Origin of the sequence: Pseudomonas sp. Irchel s3a18, assembly GCF_900187535.1 — a bacterium.
Classification (GTDB): Bacteria; Pseudomonadota; Gammaproteobacteria; order Pseudomonadales; family Pseudomonadaceae; genus Aquipseudomonas.
This window is the reverse complement of sequence record NZ_FYDV01000022.1, coordinates 1-15848: the sequence shown is the minus strand read 5'-3', so window position 1 is coordinate 15848 and position 15848 is coordinate 1. Positions and strand designations below refer to the sequence as shown.

At 61.5% G+C, this 15848-nt stretch carries 19 protein-coding genes; 7 read left to right on the top strand and 12 right to left on the bottom strand.

The window, feature by feature from the left end; all coding sequences use genetic code 11:
• Positions 1-274: 274 nt before the first annotated feature.
• Entirely contained in the window at positions 275-700 is a 426-nt protein-coding gene (locus tag CKW29_RS22640; protein ID WP_095149152.1) for a helix-turn-helix domain-containing protein, read from the top strand.
• Positions 701-723: 23 nt separating this feature from the next.
• Here CKW29_RS22640 and CKW29_RS22635 read toward each other — a convergent pair whose 3' ends face one another.
• From CKW29_RS22635 to CKW29_RS22610, 6 genes are all read right to left on the bottom strand, one after another.
• Complete coding sequence (locus CKW29_RS22635; protein ID WP_095147400.1) at positions 724-990, bottom strand: phage holin family protein; 267 nt, start codon at positions 988-990, stop codon at positions 724-726.
• Between the two features lie 11 nt (positions 991-1001).
• Positions 1002-1361: a putative holin gene (locus tag CKW29_RS22630; protein WP_095147382.1), complete on the bottom strand. Its 360-nt coding sequence runs from the start codon at positions 1359-1361 to the stop codon at positions 1002-1004.
• A complete protein-coding gene (locus CKW29_RS22625) occupies positions 1348-1650 on the bottom strand; it encodes a helix-turn-helix domain-containing protein (RefSeq protein ID WP_095149151.1) in 303 nt (100 codons plus the stop codon). The genes CKW29_RS22630 and CKW29_RS22625 overlap by 14 nt, the downstream gene beginning before the upstream one ends.
• A 122-nt stretch (positions 1651-1772) precedes the next feature.
• A complete protein-coding gene (locus CKW29_RS22620; protein WP_095149150.1) occupies positions 1773-2390 on the bottom strand; it encodes a TPM domain-containing protein in 618 nt (205 codons plus the stop codon).
• Between the two features lie 28 nt (positions 2391-2418).
• On the bottom strand, positions 2419-3171 hold the full coding sequence (locus CKW29_RS26210) for a YgcG family protein (protein ID WP_095149149.1): 753 nt from the start codon (positions 3169-3171) through the stop codon (positions 2419-2421).
• Positions 3172-3242: 71 nt separating this feature from the next.
• Positions 3243-3851, bottom strand: a complete 609-nt coding sequence (locus tag CKW29_RS22610; RefSeq protein WP_095149148.1) for a LemA family protein — start codon at positions 3849-3851, stop codon at positions 3243-3245.
• Between the two features lie 235 nt (positions 3852-4086).
• Here CKW29_RS22610 and bglX point away from each other — a divergent pair, with 235 nt between their 5' ends.
• The gene (gene bglX, locus CKW29_RS22605; protein ID WP_095149147.1) at positions 4087-6378 is read left to right on the top strand and encodes a beta-glucosidase BglX; all 2292 of its coding nucleotides are present in this window, start codon (positions 4087-4089) and stop codon (positions 6376-6378) included.
• A gap of 50 nt (positions 6379-6428) precedes the next feature.
• Here bglX and CKW29_RS22600 read toward each other — a convergent pair whose 3' ends face one another.
• The 5 genes from CKW29_RS22600 to CKW29_RS22580 form a co-directional block, all read right to left on the bottom strand.
• The gene (locus CKW29_RS22600; RefSeq protein WP_095147388.1) at positions 6429-7586 is read right to left on the bottom strand and encodes a phosphatidylserine/phosphatidylglycerophosphate/cardiolipin synthase family protein; all 1158 of its coding nucleotides are present in this window, start codon (positions 7584-7586) and stop codon (positions 6429-6431) included.
• 1 nt (position 7587) lies between these two features.
• On the bottom strand, positions 7588-8178 hold the full coding sequence (locus CKW29_RS22595; protein ID WP_095149146.1) for a YceI family protein: 591 nt from the start codon (positions 8176-8178) through the stop codon (positions 7588-7590).
• A gap of 78 nt (positions 8179-8256) precedes the next feature.
• Positions 8257-8583, bottom strand: coding sequence for an amidase (locus CKW29_RS22590; protein ID WP_095147390.1), 327 nt, complete (start codon positions 8581-8583; stop codon positions 8257-8259).
• A complete protein-coding gene (locus CKW29_RS22585; protein WP_095149145.1) occupies positions 8580-9674 on the bottom strand; it encodes a serine hydrolase in 1095 nt (364 codons plus the stop codon). The genes CKW29_RS22590 and CKW29_RS22585 overlap by 4 nt, the downstream gene beginning before the upstream one ends.
• An 83-nt stretch (positions 9675-9757) precedes the next feature.
• The gene (locus CKW29_RS22580) at positions 9758-10645 is read right to left on the bottom strand and encodes an acyl-CoA dehydrogenase family protein (RefSeq protein WP_095147392.1); all 888 of its coding nucleotides are present in this window, start codon (positions 10643-10645) and stop codon (positions 9758-9760) included.
• 141 nt (positions 10646-10786) lie between these two features.
• Here CKW29_RS22580 and olsB point away from each other — a divergent pair, with 141 nt between their 5' ends.
• Positions 10787-11542 carry an L-ornithine N(alpha)-acyltransferase gene (olsB, locus tag CKW29_RS22575; protein ID WP_095147393.1) on the top strand — a complete coding sequence of 252 codons (756 nt, stop codon included), beginning with the start codon at positions 10787-10789 and terminating at the stop codon, positions 11540-11542.
• Positions 11542-12336, top strand: coding sequence for a lysophospholipid acyltransferase family protein (locus tag CKW29_RS22570; protein ID WP_095147394.1), 795 nt, complete (start codon positions 11542-11544; stop codon positions 12334-12336). The genes olsB and CKW29_RS22570 overlap by 1 nt, the downstream gene beginning before the upstream one ends.
• 61 nt (positions 12337-12397) lie before the next feature.
• Here CKW29_RS22570 and CKW29_RS22565 read toward each other — a convergent pair whose 3' ends face one another.
• Complete coding sequence (locus CKW29_RS22565; RefSeq protein ID WP_095149144.1) at positions 12398-12982, bottom strand: ACP phosphodiesterase; 585 nt, start codon at positions 12980-12982, stop codon at positions 12398-12400.
• 154 nt (positions 12983-13136) lie between these two features.
• Between CKW29_RS22565 and CKW29_RS22560 the strand changes: the two genes are divergently transcribed.
• The 3 genes from CKW29_RS22560 to CKW29_RS22550 are packed head-to-tail and all read left to right on the top strand — an operon-like array spanning position 13137 to position 15705.
• Positions 13137-13442, top strand: coding sequence for a helix-turn-helix transcriptional regulator (locus CKW29_RS22560; protein WP_095082753.1), 306 nt, complete (start codon positions 13137-13139; stop codon positions 13440-13442).
• 22 nt (positions 13443-13464) lie between these two features.
• Positions 13465-14631, top strand: coding sequence for an MFS transporter (locus CKW29_RS22555; RefSeq protein WP_095147397.1), 1167 nt, complete (start codon positions 13465-13467; stop codon positions 14629-14631).
• Positions 14632-14655: 24 nt separating this feature from the next.
• The gene (locus CKW29_RS22550) at positions 14656-15705 is read left to right on the top strand and encodes an alkene reductase (protein ID WP_095147398.1); all 1050 of its coding nucleotides are present in this window, start codon (positions 14656-14658) and stop codon (positions 15703-15705) included.
• The last annotated feature ends 143 nt before the right edge of the window (positions 15706-15848 follow it).

Genomic DNA, 15848 nt, shown 5'->3' with positions numbered 1-15848 from the left:
TGGTGGCGATAAACCCGATCAAACACAATACTGTCTGAGGCATTGACGGGCCCTGCCCGGTGATTCGAAAAACGTCTGCCAGACATAAGAAAGTGCAGTAAGCAGACGCACAATTGATATGAGCCAAGCTCGTAGGAAATCCCCCCGATACCATTAGGAAGCTTCGTCATCGTATTCTTCTGATTCATAGTTGATGGTTGATCACCCATAAAAAGTACTCATTTCGCATAAGTTAGGCACTCGAAAAACATATGTCAAAAGGAAGAGGCTCAAATTGCGTAGCAAAAAATCACAAGCTGTCCTCGCTCGCCTGAAGCAAATTACCGGCACAACAACCGATGCTTCTTTGTCTTCAGCACTGCAGGTCAGCCCGCAAACTCTCAGCAGCTGGAAAGGACGCGACAGCATGCCATACGCATTATGCGTAGACATCGCACAAACCCGTGGTATTTCCCTCGACTGGCTGCTGCTAGGTGAGGGCCCTGTACAACGGCATACGCCTGCCAATCACATTGAACACGCCCAACCCGATACACCACGCGAACATACGATTCTTGCCCTCTGGCGATTGCTCAACGAAGATGATCGCTGTGCAATACAGTGCGCACTGGAAGAAAAAAAGCGCCTGCGAGAACTTGAACTAAAGCTTGCCGAAATGGCTTCACACCTGTCAGCACTTCAACACTCCAACGACATATAAAGCCACAATCATCCCCACCCTTGTTATTTAAAGGCGCGCCACCAGACTACGATGTTGCCACCGCTGCGAATAATCAGCGCGCATAACAAAACACTGGTTAGCGTGTGCCACTGGCTCACCGGCTGAAGTGCCAGCATTACATCCATACCGGCCAGGCACAGTCCCCCCCCGCACAGACTGGTCAATAGCCTGCCTTGCCAGCCGTGACGCTCTTCGTCGCGCTGGTAACAGGCCAGCCTGAATGCGCTGAGCAAATGCGCCGCGGCGGTGATGCAGACCAGAACAAACATCCCTCCCTCAATCATCTGCGCCCCCTCAAGTGCCGGATAATCTCTGCAAGACCAGCACCGTCGACCCACTGCATGATTTTTATACTGATCGGAATGACGATCAGCGCGCACAGGAATGCCGTCACGCCGCCGGTCAGGAAGGGGGCCAGCGACAACGCCACGGGGGTAAACAGATAGCCGACCCCCGCCGACAAGATCAATGAAGCGATGCGCTGCCAGGCCTTGAAGTTGTTGCGCGTGGTCGTGACCAGCCAGGCGCCGAGGGTGGCACCAAACAGTACCTCGCCATCGATGACGGGCAATGTCGCCGCCATACCCAACCCTAGCAATACATCACTGACGCTGTTGTAGGCCGAATCAGTCAGGCTCATGGGCACCTCCCGTGCGCGCACTGGCGACAGTAATCACCCCCACCTCAATGGCCTTGAGCAAGGCAGCACTGCGTGACTTCACCGCGAACTTGCGGCGAATATTATTGAAGTGAAAATTGATCGTGGTTTCCGAGCAATTCTGGATCCTGGCGATCTCCCAGGAGGTTTTCCCCCGAGAGCACCACAGCAGCGCTTGCGTCTCTTTGGCGGTCAGCATGACCTCTGCAGGTTTTGCCTCACCTGCAGAGGCTGCACAGCCAACAGAATCGAGTGGTTGATGCGTTGACATGACATGAACTCCCTCTACGTCAGAACCCCTGTGGTCAGGGCGTTCCCGGATAAAGAGAGAGGGTGGAGATCGGCCGGCGCCCGGGCAACGAGCGCCAGTTGTAGCGTTAAAACCTACAGAACCTAGCCAAGCACCACCAGGCGATTGGGTAACTCGTTACGCACATGGGTCACCGGAACGTGCACCTTGAGCAATTCGCCACAAGCCTCGATGCAGTTCACAAAGCCCTGCAATGTCTGCCCCTGTTTCACTTGCTGGGTGAAGGTCGCGACGATGGCGTCCCAGTGGGTGTTGTCCAGGCGACTGGAAATGCCCTCGTCCACCAGGATTTCCACATAACGCTCGGCCTCGCAGACGAAAATCAGCATGCCGGTACTGCCCACGGTGTGGTGCAGGTTCTGCTCCAGGAATTGCCGGCGCGCCAGGTTCGAGGCGCGCCAGTGGCGCACTGAACGCGGGATCAGGTGCGTGGTGATCGACGGGATCCGGAACACCAGACACAACACGATGAAGCTTGCCCACTGCACCAGCAGCAGTGTGTGCATGCTTAGCCAGCCGGAAAGGTAATGCACGATGCCCGGCACGGTCAGTGCCACCAGGCTGGCCCACAACAGCGGAATGTAAGTGTAGTCGTCGGCCCGGGCCGCCAGCACGGTGACCAGTTCAGCGTCAGTGTCGCGCTCGACCCGGGCAATCGCCTCGGCGACCTGGCGTTGTTCGTACTCGCTCAGTAGTGCCATGGTTTTGAATGCTCGTTCATTGTTGTTCTCACCAGCCGCCCGACGAACCACCGCCACCGAAACTGCCCCCACCGCCGCTGAAGCCGCCGCCCCCTCCCGAGCCGCCGCCAAAGCCGCCACCGCCAAACCCTCCCGATCCCCCGCGACCGCCGCCACTGGGCAGGATGCCGAGCATCTGGCAAACAAACAGGGTGAGGATAAACAGCAGGACCAGAAATACAAACAAGCCCGGATGCTGCGCGACAAAGTCGCCGTCATGCTGATCGCCCGAGTCGTAAGCCGTGGTCGGTTCATCCAGCGGGCTGCCACCCAGCACCACCAGCATCGCCGCCACACCGTCGCTGATGCCCTTGCTGAAGTGGCCGGTCTTGAACGCCGGCGTGATCACCTGGTTGATGATCACCGAACTCTGCGCATCGGTCAGCCGGTCTTCCAGGCCATAGCCGACTTCGATACGCAGCTTGCGCTCATCCCGTGCAACGATCAGCAAGGCGCCGTTGTTCTTGTCCTTCTGCCCGATCCCCCAATAGCGTCCCAACTGATAACCGTAGTCATCGATGCTGGTACCTTGCAGGTCGGATAGCGTCACCACCACCAACTGCTCACCCGTGGCCAGTTCATGTGCCTTGAGTTGCTGGCTCAACTGCTCGCGCACCGACGGCTCGATCATCTGGGCGTTGTCCACCACCCGCCCGATCAATGCCGGAAACTTGAGCTCAGCCTGCGCGGTGATGGCAAACACCCAGAGCACCAGCACCAGGCTCATTTTCAAGACGCGCATGGGCACCTCATCCCTCGTGAATTGGGGTGTATCCCGACAGCACGCGTGTCACCGTCGGGAGCCTGCGTCTCTCAGAACTTCACTTGCGGGGCTTTATCGGCATCCGGGCTGGTGGCCTCGAAGGTCTCGCGCAACGGCAAGTCGCTGTACATCACGCTGTGCCACAGACGGCCCGGAAAGGTGCGGATTTCGGTGTTGTATTTCTGCACCGCGAGGATGAAATCACGGCGCGCCACACCGATGCGGTTTTCCGTGCCTTCGAGTTGCGATTGCAGCGCCAGGAAGTTCTGGTTGGCCTTCAGGTCCGGGTAGCGCTCGGACACCACCATCAAACGGCTCAAGGCGCCGCTGAGCTGGTCCTGTGCCTGCTGGAACTGCTTGAGCTTTTCCGGATTATCGAGTGTGCTGGCGTCCACCTGGATGGCGGTGGCCTTGGCCCGGGCCTCGATGACCGCGGTCAGGGTGTCCTGCTCATGCCTGGCATACCCCTTGACCGTCTCCACCAGGTTGGGGATCAGGTCGGCGCGACGCTGGTACTGGTTCTGCACTTGCGACCAGGCCGCCTTGGCCTGTTCGTCGAGGGTCGGAATGGTGTTGATGCCGCAGCCGGACAGAACCGCTGTCACCAGCATCAGGACCGCCACTTGCCAGCCCGAGCGATAGCGCTGTTGTTCATTCATCTGAGTGATGCTCCCTTGCCCTGCGCGATGGAAATAGCCCCGCAATCCTTCATTGCTGTCTCTTGGGGCATAATCTGCCCCCGCCACTGGATTGCATCGAGCCAATCGGCTAAAAGGTGCCCAGCGCGAGTTCCGAAGTTTGCGGTATTTACCCGAACAACAATAGTCGCTCCCTAAATTTTGGCTGACCGATGCGTACTCACTACCGTCGCTTGGGCTTTTGAGAAAACTATTCATGAAGAAGCTGTGTTTGCTGGGCCTGACCATCGGCCTGGCCAGTCACTCGGTATTGGCCGACACAAAGCCTGCCCCGATTGAAAACAAGGACGCTTTCGTCAGCAACCTGATGAAGCAGATGACCCTGGACGAAAAGATCGGCCAATTGCGCCTGATCAGCATCGGCCCGGAAATGCCCCGCGAGCTGATCCGCCAGGAAATCGCCGCTGGCAAGATCGGCGGTACGTTCAACTCGATCATCCGCCCGGAAAACCGTCCGATGCAGGACGCGGCCATGCGCAGCCGGCTGAAGATCCCGATGTTCTTTGCCTACGACGTGATCCACGGCCACCGGACGATTTTCCCGATCCCCCTGGCCCTGGCCTCGAGCTGGGACATGGACGCCATTGGCCTGAGCGGACGCATTGCTGCAAAAGAAGCCGCCGCCGACAGCCTCGACATCACCTTCGCGCCAATGGTCGACATCTCCCGTGACGCTCGCTGGGGCCGCACCTCTGAAGGTTTCGGCGAGGACACTTACCTGGTGTCGCGCATCGCCCAGGTGATGGTCAAGGCTTACCAGGGTACCGGCCTGATCGGCGCCGACAACATCATGGCCAGCGTCAAACACTTCGCCTTGTATGGCGCGGTGGAAGGCGGTCGCGACTACAACATCGTGGACATGAGCCCGGCCAAAATGTACCAGGACTACCTGCCGCCCTACCGCGCCGCGATTGATGCTGGCGCAGGTGGCGTGATGGTGGCCCTGAACTCGATCAACGGCGTACCGGCCACCGCCAACACCTGGCTGATGAAGGACCTGCTGCGCAAGGAGTGGGGCTTCAAAGGGCTGGCGGTCAGTGACCACGGCGCAATTTTCGAGCTGATCAATCACGGTGTGGCCCGCGACGGTCGTGAAGCGGCGAAGCTGGCGATCAAGGCCGGCATCGCCATGAGCATGAATGACAAGCTCTACGCTACCGAACTGCCAAGCCTGCTCAAGTCCGGTGAAATCCAGCAGAGCGACATCGACAGCGCAGTGCGTGAAGTGCTCGGCGCCAAGTACGACATGGGCCTGTTCAAGGACCCGTACCTGCGCATTGGCAAGGCCGAGGACGATCCCGCCGACACCTATGCCGAGAGCCGCCTGCACCGCGCCGAAGCCCGTGACGTCGCCCGGCGCAGCATGGTGTTGCTGAAGAACCACAACGAAACCCTGCCACTGAAGAAAACCGCGAAGATTGTCCTGGTCGGCCCGCTGGCCAAGGCGCCGATCGACATGATGGGCAGTTGGGCGGCGGCCGGTCGACCGGCGCAGTCGGTCACCCTGTTCGATGGCATGACCCGTGCCCTAGGTGATCAGGCCACTCTGACCTACGCCCGTGGCACCAACATCACCTCGGACAAGAAAGTCGTCGACTACCTGAACTTCCTCAACTTCGATGCCCCGGAAGTGGTCGACGACCCGCGTTCGGCGCAGGTCATGATCGACGAAGCGGTGAAAGCCGCGCAGCAGGCTGACGTCATCGTCGCGGCCGTGGGCGAATCCCGTGGCATGTCCCACGAGTCGTCGAGCCGCACCGACCTGAATATCCCGAGCAACCAGCGCGACCTGATCAAGGCCCTCAAGGCCACCGGCAAACCGCTGGTACTGGTGCTGATGAACGGCCGTCCACTGACGATTCTCGAAGAAAACGAACAGGCCGATGCGATCCTCGAAACCTGGTTCAGTGGCACCGAAGGCGGCAACGCCATCGCGGACGTGCTGTTCGGCGACTACAACCCGTCCGGCAAGCTGCCTATCAGCTTCCCGCGTTCGGTGGGGCAGATTCCGACCTACTACAACCACCTGACCATCGGCCGCCCGTTTACCCCCGGTAAGCCTGGCAACTACACCTCGCAGTACTTTGATGACATCACCGGCCCCCTGTATCCGTTTGGCTACGGCCTGAGCTACACCCGCTTCAGCCTGGCGGACATGGCACTGTCATCGACCACACTGAACAAGACCGGCAAGATCGATGCCCGCGTCACCGTTAAAAACACCGGCAAGCGCGACGGCGAAACCGTGGTGCAGTTGTACCTCCAGGATGTCACCGGTTCGATGATCCGCCCGATCAAGGAACTGAAAAACTTCCAGAAGGTGATGCTCAAGGCCGGGGAACAGAAAGTCATTCACTTCAGCATCGAAGAGAACGACCTGAAGTTCTACAACAACCAGCTCAAGTACGCGGCTGAGCCTGGCACGTTCAACGTGCAGATCGGCCTCGACTCCGCGGACGTGACGCAACAGAGCTTCGAGTTGCTCTAAGCCCCTGAAACTGATCGCTCCCACGCTCTGCGTGGGAGCGATCAGCTGGATCAGCCCCGCCGATCCAGCAGATTGACCACCACCCGGTCCACCCATCCCCACACCCGCTGCTTCACCCGTTTCCACAACGGTCGCCGTTGCCACTCCTCCAGGTTGACCCGCTGACTCAAGGCAAAGTCATTCTCGAAGCTCGTCGCCACCGCCAGCGTCAGCGCCGGGTCGATGGCCTCCAGATTGGCTTCCAGGTTGAAGCGCAGATTCCAGTGATCGAAATTGCATGAGCCGATGCTGACCCAGTCATCCACCAGGACCATCTTCAGGTGCAGGAAACACGGCTGGTACTCGAAAATTTTCACGCCAGCCTTGAGCAGCCTTGGGTAGTAGCGATGCCCGGCGTAGCGCACCGATGGATGATCGGTGCGCGGCCCGGTGAGCAACAGGCGGACATCGATGCCCCGTGCGGCAGCCTTGCGCAGCGAACGACGGACCTTCCAGGTCGGCAGAAAATACGGCGTGGCCAGCCAGATCCGCTGTTGACCGCTGTTCAAGGCACGGAACAGCGACTGCAGGATATCCCGGTGCTGACCGGCGTCGGCGTACGCCACCCGCCCCATGCCCTGCCCCGCTGACGGCACCCGGGGCAGGCGCGGCAAACCGAAGTGCGAGGCGGGTTTCCAGGCTCGACGGTGGCGGTTGGCGATCCATTGCCGGTCAAACAGCAACTGCCAGTCGAGCACCAGGGGACCGCTGATTTCCACCATGACCTCATGCCACTCGCTGGTGTCGTGACCCGGCGTCCAGAACTCATCCGTGACGCCGGTACCTCCGACCACCGCCAACGTCTGATCGACCAATAGCAATTTGCGGTGATCGCGATAGAAGTTGCCCAACCAGCGCCGCCAGTTCAGGCGATTGTAAAACCGCAGCTCGACACCGGCGGCCATCAGCCGTTGGCGCAGGCTCAGGGTAAACGCCAGGCTGCCATAGTCATCGAACAGGCAGCGCACCCGCACGCCACGCTCGGCGGCCTGCACCAGCGCCTGGACCATGGCCTCGGCGCACGCCCCCGCCTCCACCAGGTAGAGTTCCAGTTCGACTTGCTCTTGGGCGCGGGCAATCGCCACCAGCATTCGCGGAAAGAACTGCGGACCGTCGATCAGCAGCTCATAACGGTTGCCGTCGCGCCAGGGGAACACTGCGCCGCGCATGTCAGCGCGCCGTAAAAATCAGTACCGCGCCCACCGGTACCGACAGGCTGATCGCCGACAGACCGGCAACCTGGCGCAAGCGCTCCAGCCCCGGGACGAGGTTGAAATCCTCGGCGCTGATGACCACGGGCTCAAGGGTGACCACTTGAAAGCGCCGGTCATCCAGACGGGTCGCCAACAGCTCGGCGTTGTACTGGTGTTGTAGGCCGTGAAGGCTGACGGTCAGCGGCAAGCGCAACTCCAGCTGCGCGCCTGGGGCCAGGTCGTTGATCGGTCGCAGATCGATCTGTGCCGTGATCAGGGCTTCGGGAAAGGTCTGAATCTCGAACAATTCCTTGCGCATGCGCTCATCGCGTAGCGGAATGCCGCTGTTGATCGAGTCCAGCTCGACCTCGACTTGCGCCAGGCCCTTGGGATCGACCTTACCGTGCAGCACCAGAAAGCGCTGAACTTCGGAGATATTGGCATTCTTGGTGGACACGAACGACAGCCGTGAAGACTCACCGTCCAGATACCAGTTGGCGTGGGCCGGCACGGTTGCAAACAGCAACGGCAAGCAGGCCAGGGAGGTGCAGCAGAACCGCTTGAACATAGAGACTCATGGGCAAGTAAACCTGAGCCGAACCTTAGCCTGAGTCGAGGCGCTTGCAAACAGCGCCGGGCAAAAGAGCTAGGGCATCAGGCGGCAGCCCTGACGCGCACCGAGCCAGGCCGCCGTGTTGCTGCGCCCCATGCCACTGGCCGTGACCCGCTTATGCTCAGTGTCATCGATGAATCCGTTGATGGGCACGTACTGCTTCACATAGCCCTGGCAATAGTCCGCCGGCTGATGGGCCACATAACGGCACGAACAATACTCCTTGGCGGTGTAGGCGCTGATGATGTCCGGGAACGCCCATAATGCGACCCGTTGCTGCCAGCCCCACCCCAGCAGCACGACCATCGCTACCCACATCAACGTGAGCCAAGGTCGACGACGAACGAAACCGCGCGTCATGGCTGCGCCTTCTGCGCAAAGGCCGCCCGCGCGCGCTTGAGCAATTCGTTGTGACGATAACTGCCATCACGGTCATCGCCATAGCGCACGATCACCAGGTTTTCACCGGGCAGCACATACAGCGCCTGCCCCCAATGACCCAGGGCGGCGAAGGTCTCTTCGGACGCGTCCGGCCAGGGTCTTGGCGCGCCATCAACCGCCCGATTGAGCCACCAATGCCCCCCCGGTACCGCCGCGTCCTGATGGGCCCGGTACCCGGCGAATGGCTGGAGGCTGAACGCGACCCAGTCCCTGGGCAACAACTGGTGTTCGCCCCAACGACCGTTGCGTTGCATCAGCAGGCCGATACGCGCCAGGTCACGGGCCGTCATGTAGACATAGGACGAGGCGACAAAGGTGCCAGTGGTATCGGTTTCCCACACGGCGCTGCGGACCCCCAGCGGCTCGAACAGCGCACGCCAGGGATAGTCGGCATAACGTTGCGCCCCCACCATGGCCTTGAGCGCGGCGGCCAACAGATTGCTGTCACCGCTGGAGTAACGAAAGTGCTGGCCCGGCGGGCTGAACGGATCATGGCCGGCCGTAAAGGCGGCCATGTCGGCGTGACCGCGGGTATACAACATGGCCACCACGGAAGAGTTCAGCGGTGCGTACTCGTAATCTTCCTGCCAGTCCAGCCCCGATGCCCAGTGCAACAGATCGGCAAGGGTCACGCCCGGATGACGCTGCATCGGCGGATAAAACTTCGCGACCGGGTCCTGCAACCGCAACAACCCTTCGCCATAGGCCACCCCCAGCAGGGCGGCCAGCAGGCTCTTGCTGACCGACCAGGTCAGGTGCGGGGTGTCGGCGGTCGTGAGGCCTGCGTAGCGTTCATAGATCAACTGGCCATCGCGAATCACCAGCAAGGCATCGGTGCGAATGCCTTTGCGGGTGGCGTCGTCCCGAGGGGTGAAGGCGTAATCCTCCAGCGCTTGAAGCGCAGGTCCGCTGACCTTGGGGCCAGGTGGCCATTGATCAGTGGGCCAGCTTTCGGCGCACACCGAACAGCTGACCAACAGCATCAACAGCAGGGACAAGCCTTTGAACATGACGAGGGCTCGGCGAATTGAATCTGCTGAGCCTAGTCGAGATCAATGACAGTTCGAAATCAGGTGGTCCGCGATCTGGCCCGTCACTTCAACGAAACATCCACCAACGCCTTGGCCAGCCGCTTGGCCCTGGCCCCCGCCGCCAGATCCAGCACCGCCTGATCCCTTGCCCATAGCGCCGCCCACTCGGCGGGGCCAGCGGCAAAGGCGGCATTGAGCGCTACCTTCAATCCGTCAAACTGCGCGAACAAACCACCCAGCAGCACATGACCGGCGCTGCTGTCGGGTGGCTGGCGACTGGCTTCCGCGCACCCGGCCAGCAGCGCCAGCAGCTGCAGTTGCAGCGACTGCGCCCAGCCACAGTCCTGACCGACGCCATACAGCCAGGCGCTCATGGCGCTGAGCACATAGAGGTCTTCGAGGGTCCTGAAAGGCTTGACGTAGGCATCCCAGCCATCGCCGGCCAACAGCTCACAGGCGGCGTTTTCGAGGTACAGCCGACCGTGGCTGATGTCCGGCATCAACGGTATCGCCGGCATTTTTTCCACCCGCACGCCAGACTCACCACGGTACACCACCGCCAGGCTCAGGCGGGGAGCCTCTCCCATCTCCTCGCTGCGCGCTGCCACCAGCATCCAGTCCGCCGCATTGCCCGCGGTAACGAAATCCTTGCGCCCGCTCAAGCGCAAGTCGGCCAGGCGGGTTTGCATGTCGGCCGGCCGCAGGCTGCGCTGTTCGGTCGCACACAAGGCACCCAGACTGTGCGGTGCGCTGGGCCATAACATGCGCAACGCGGCCTGGTACCCCACCAGGAAGGCCTGCCCGGGCGTCGCCATCATGCGCCCGCCGCGCACTGCCAACTCGAAGGGCGAGACCCCGCCCAGGACCTCCAGCAAATTCGCGTAACCCTCGGCCAGGTCGGGGTTTGCGGGCAGTCGCGCAGTGCAGTTCAACAGGGCTTGCCAAGGCATAAAAGGGGTCCTCAAGGGCTGTCACACAAGCATCACCAAAACTTCATGGCGATGACACCGGGGCTACATAGCCTGACTTTGCACAACAAAGTCGATCGACTGCAACCCACGATGGGTGCGCAGCCCGTACGGAGACTCGCAATGACTCAGATCGCACGCATCAGCGACACCGGCACTGAACGCCGCCTGCAAGCCGAACGCCTGATCGGCCCCCAGGCACTGCAGCAAGCCCAGGCCCTGCGTTTCAGCGTATTCAGCGGCGAGTTCAACGCCAAACTCAAAGGCGCGGAACGGGGTCTGGACATGGATGACTATGATGTTCACTGCACCCACATCGGAGTCCGTGACTTGAACACCGGGCGCCTGGTGGCCACCACCCGTCTGCTCGACCACCAGGCCGCCAGCAGCCTGGGGCGTTTCTACAGCGAAGAAGAATTCAGCCTGCATGGCCTGGTACATCTGCAAGGCCCGATCCTGGAGATCGGGAGGACCTGCGTCGACCCGGCCTACCGCAACGGTGGCACCATCGCGGTCCTGTGGGGCGAACTGGCCGAAGTGCTGAACCAGGGCGGCTACAGTTACCTGATGGGTTGCGCGAGCATTCCGATGCAGGACGGCGGGATCCAGGCCCAGGCGATCATGCAGCGCCTGCGCGAACGCTACCTGTGCACCGAGCACCTGCGCGCCGAGCCGAAGAAGCCTCTGCCGAGCCTCGACATCCCGTCCAACGTGATCGCCGAAATGCCTCCACTGCTCAAGGCCTACATGCGTCTGGGCGCGAAGATCTGTGGCGAACCGTGCTGGGACGAGGACTTCCAGGTCGCCGACGTGTTCATTCTGCTCAAGCGCGATGAGTTATGCCCGCGTTACGCCAAGCACTTCAAGGCGGCCGTATGATGAGCCGCCTGCGGGTGTACGCGCGGATAGCGCGGGTGCTACTGGTGGTAGCGCTGGGCCTGAGCATGGCGGCGCTGTTCGGCCTGTTCGAACGCATGGGCCTGGCCAACTCCATGGTGCGGCGCCAACGCTGGTCGCGCTTTTTCATGACCCGCCTGAGCAATGCCCTGCCGTTTCGCGTCACGGTGCACGGTGACGTACCGCAACGGCCAATGCTCTGGGTCAGCAACCACGTGTCCTGGACCGACATTCCCTTGCTGGGCATGCTCACGCCCCTGTCGTTCCTGTCCAAGGCCGAAGTGCGCACCTGGCCGGTTGCCGGCTGGCTCGCGGCCAAGGCCGGCAGCCTGTTCATTCGCCGGGGCGCGGGTGACAGCCAACTGGTGCGCAAACAGATGAGTCGCCACCTGGAGCGCCAACACCCGCTGGTGATATTCCCGGAGGGCACGACCACCGATGGTCGCTCGTTGCGCACCTTCCACGGTCGCTTGTTGTCGGCGGCCATCGACGCGGACGTGTCGCTGCAGCCGGTGGCTATTCGTTACCTGCGTAATGGCCAGATTGACACGCTGGCCCCCTTCATCGGTGACGACGATCTGCTTTCACATCTGATGCGCCTGTTCGCCAACGATCAGGGCGACGTGCACATCCACCTGCTCAGACCGATTGCCTGCCACGGCCAGGAACGGGCGGCACTGGCGTTCGCCGCACAGCAAGCAGTGCAAAGGGTGTTGTTTGGTGAGGTTCCGGAAACCACACAGCCAGTCCCTTCGCGCCCGGCCATCGCAGCCTGACACAGGCTCCCAGCGGGTACAAAAAACTCTGTGGGAGAGCGCCGAGCGGTGCTCTCCCACATCAGCGCTGCACTGCCAGTTGGCTTTGCGCAAACGCCTGGAGTTGCGGATAGAGCAACCGAAAGTCCTCGCTCAACGGCTCATACAACCGCTCCAGTTCCTGCATCGCCGCCGCCAGTTCTTCCGGGCGCGACAAGCGTCGCGAGATCCCGCGCAACACCTGATCCAGCACCGCAAAATCCCGGTACGAACCCAGCCAGTCATCCGCGGCCATGTACGGCGCGATCTGCGCCAGCCTCCCCGGCAACTGTGGTTCGGCGGCAAGCACCCGGTAAACATCCGCAGTGAAATGCGCAAGCGATGAGTCGGCGTACAGCGCCCAGTCCCGCGCCAGGCAGTGGTCGAAAAACACATCGAGCACGATCCCGGCATAACGCCGCCGGGTCAGGGTAAATCGCGACAACGCGACATCCACCAGCACATGGCGGTCGGTGAACGCATCGATGTGTCGATGCAGGGTGATGGCGTGCTCGATCTCCGGGTTGAACTGCCCATACAGCCGGCCTTTGACAAAATCGCCATACAAACTGCCGAGCAATTGACCGGGACGCTGGCCACCGAGATGAAGATGTGCGAGATAGTTCATGGTGCATAGCTTAGCACCGCACCTCACATATCGTTATAACCCGATATACCGATTTATGCTGGTATCAGATCAAAATCATATTGGTATATCGCGAAATACCGATTTAAAGTTCGCTTCATCGCGATATAACGCTGTACCCAACCCGAGCACTGCCATGTCCACCATTGACCTCGACGAAATAATAAAAGCCCTGGCACACCCAGTACGGCGAGACATCCTCAACTGGCTGAAAGACCCCGCGACCGCCTTTCCCGATCAAGAGCACAGCACCGACTTCGGCGTCTGCTGCGGACAAATCGATAAACGCTGCGGCCTGTCGCAGTCGACCGTCTCCGCGCACCTGGCGACCTTGCACCGCGCGGGCCTGATCCGCAGCCAGAAGGTCGGCCAATGGCACTTCTACAAACGTAACGAGGACACCATCCAGGCCTTCCTCGACACCTTAGGCAAAGAGCTCTGAGGAGCTCATAAAGGATCCAACCATGCCCCTCTCGCTTCTCATCCTGGCCTTGAGCGCCTTCGCTATCGGTACGACCGAGTTCGTCATCATGGGCTTGTTGCCCGATGTGGCGGCCGACCTGGGCGTCTCGATCCCCGGCGCAGGCTGGCTGGTGACCGGCTACGCCCTGGGCGTGGCCATCGGCGCCCCCTTCATGGCAATGGCTACCGCCAGACTGCCACGCAAGGCGGCACTGGTCGCGTTGATGGGCATATTCATCGTCGGCAACCTGTTGTGCGCCATGGCCAGTGACTACAACGTGCTGATGTTTGCCCGTGTGGTCACGGCCCTGTGCCATGGCGCGTTCTTCGGTATCGGTTCGGTGGTTGCCGCCAGCCTGGTGCCCGCCAACAAGCGCGCGTCGGCCGTGGCCCTGATGTTCACCGGCCTGACGCTGGCCAACGTACTGGGTGTGCCATTGGGTACCGCGCTGGGTCAGGAAGCCGGCTGGCGCTCGACGTTCTGGGCCGTGACGGTGATTGGCGTGATCGCGCTGATCGGCCTGATCCGCTTCCTGCCGGCCAAGCGTGATGAAGAAAAACTCGACATGCGCGCCGAACTGGTGGCCCTCAAGGGGGCCGGGATCTGGCTGTCGTTGAGCATGACCGTGCTGTTCTCCGCCTCCATGTTCACCCTCTTCACCTACGTCGCGCCGTTGCTGGGCGATGTCACCGGGGTCTCGCCCAAAGGCGTGACCTGGACCCTGCTGTTGATCGGCCTTGGCCTGACCCTGGGCAACATCGTCGGCGGCAAGCTGGCGGACAAGCGCCTGGCGGCGACCCTGATCGGCGTATTCGTGTCCATGGCGGTGATCTCCACCGTACTGAGCTGGACCAGCGTTGCCGTGATCCCGACCGAAATCACCCTGTTCCTCTGGGCTACCGCTGCCTTTGCCGCGGTACCTGCACTGCAAGTCAACGTGGTGGCCTTTGGCAAGGCCGCGCCCAACCTGGTGTCGACCCTGAACATTGGCGCGTTCAACCTCGGCAACGCCCTGGGCGCCTGGGTTGGCGGCAGCGTCATTGCCCACGGCTTCGGCTTGACCAGCGTGCCCCTGGCCGCCGCGGCGCTGGCCGTCCTGGCCCTGCTGGTGACCCTGATTACTTTCCGTCAGAGCGGCGATGCCGAACTGGCACCCGCGACAAACTGATCATTTAAAGAAGGGTTGTATTTCATGACGACTATTTTCGATCCCATCACGCTCGGCGACCTTACCCTCGAAAACCGCATCATCATGGCGCCACTGACCCGCTGCCGCGCCGACGAAGGCCGCGTGCCCAACGCCTTGATGGCCGAGTACTACGTACAACGCGCCTCCGCCGGCCTGATCCTCAGCGAAGCCACGTCCGTGACGCCGATGGGGGTTGGCTACCCGGACACGCCAGGCATCTGGTCCAACGACCAGGTGCGGGGCTGGAGCAACGTGACCCGCGCCATTCACGGCGCGGGCGGCAAGATTTTCCTGCAGCTGTGGCACGTTGGCCGGATCTCCCACCCGACCTACCTGGACGGTGAAACGCCGGTGGCCCCGAGCGCCATCCAGCCAAAAGGCCACGTCAGCCTGGTTCGCCCGCTGGCCGACTACCCGACGCCGCGCGCCCTGGAAACCGCCGAGATCGAAGACATCGTCGACGCTTACCGTGTGGGGGCGGAAAACGCTAAAGCCGCCGGTTTCGACGGCGTGGAAATCCACGGCGCCAACGGTTACCTGCTGGATCAGTTCCTGCAAAGCAGCACCAACCAGCGCACCGACCACTACGGCGGCTCCCTGGAAAACCGCGCACGCCTGTTGCTGGAAGTGACTGACGCGGCCATTGAGGTCTGGGGGGCAGGTCGTGTGGGTGTGCACCTATCGCCGCGTGCCGACAGCCATGACATGGGGGACGACAACCTGGCCGAGACGTTCATCTACGTGGCCCGTGAACTGGGCAAGCGTGGCATCGCCTTCATCTGCTCCCGCGAGAAGGAAGCCGGCGACAGCCTCGGTCCGCGCCTGAAAGAAGCCTTCGGCGGCCCGTACATCGCCAACGAACGCTTCACCAAGGACAGCGCCAACGCCTGGCTCGCCAGCGGCAAGGCCGATGCAGTCGCCTTCGGCGTTCCATTCATTGCCAACCCGGACCTGCCGGCCCGCCTCAAAACCGACGCACCGCTCAACGAAGCGCGCCCGGAACTGTTCTATGCCAAGGGCCCGGTCGGCTACATCGACTACCCGACCCTGTAATCGCCACGCCCAATACAAAATGTATGGTCAGCCCATCTCCTGCAACCTCTTTGGCTGTTTTCGGTAAAGCTGGCTTGCGCTAATGTATCCGGGCTCATGGTGAGCGCTGTGGCAACAGCGCTCGGCCCTCGATGAGTAGCCGC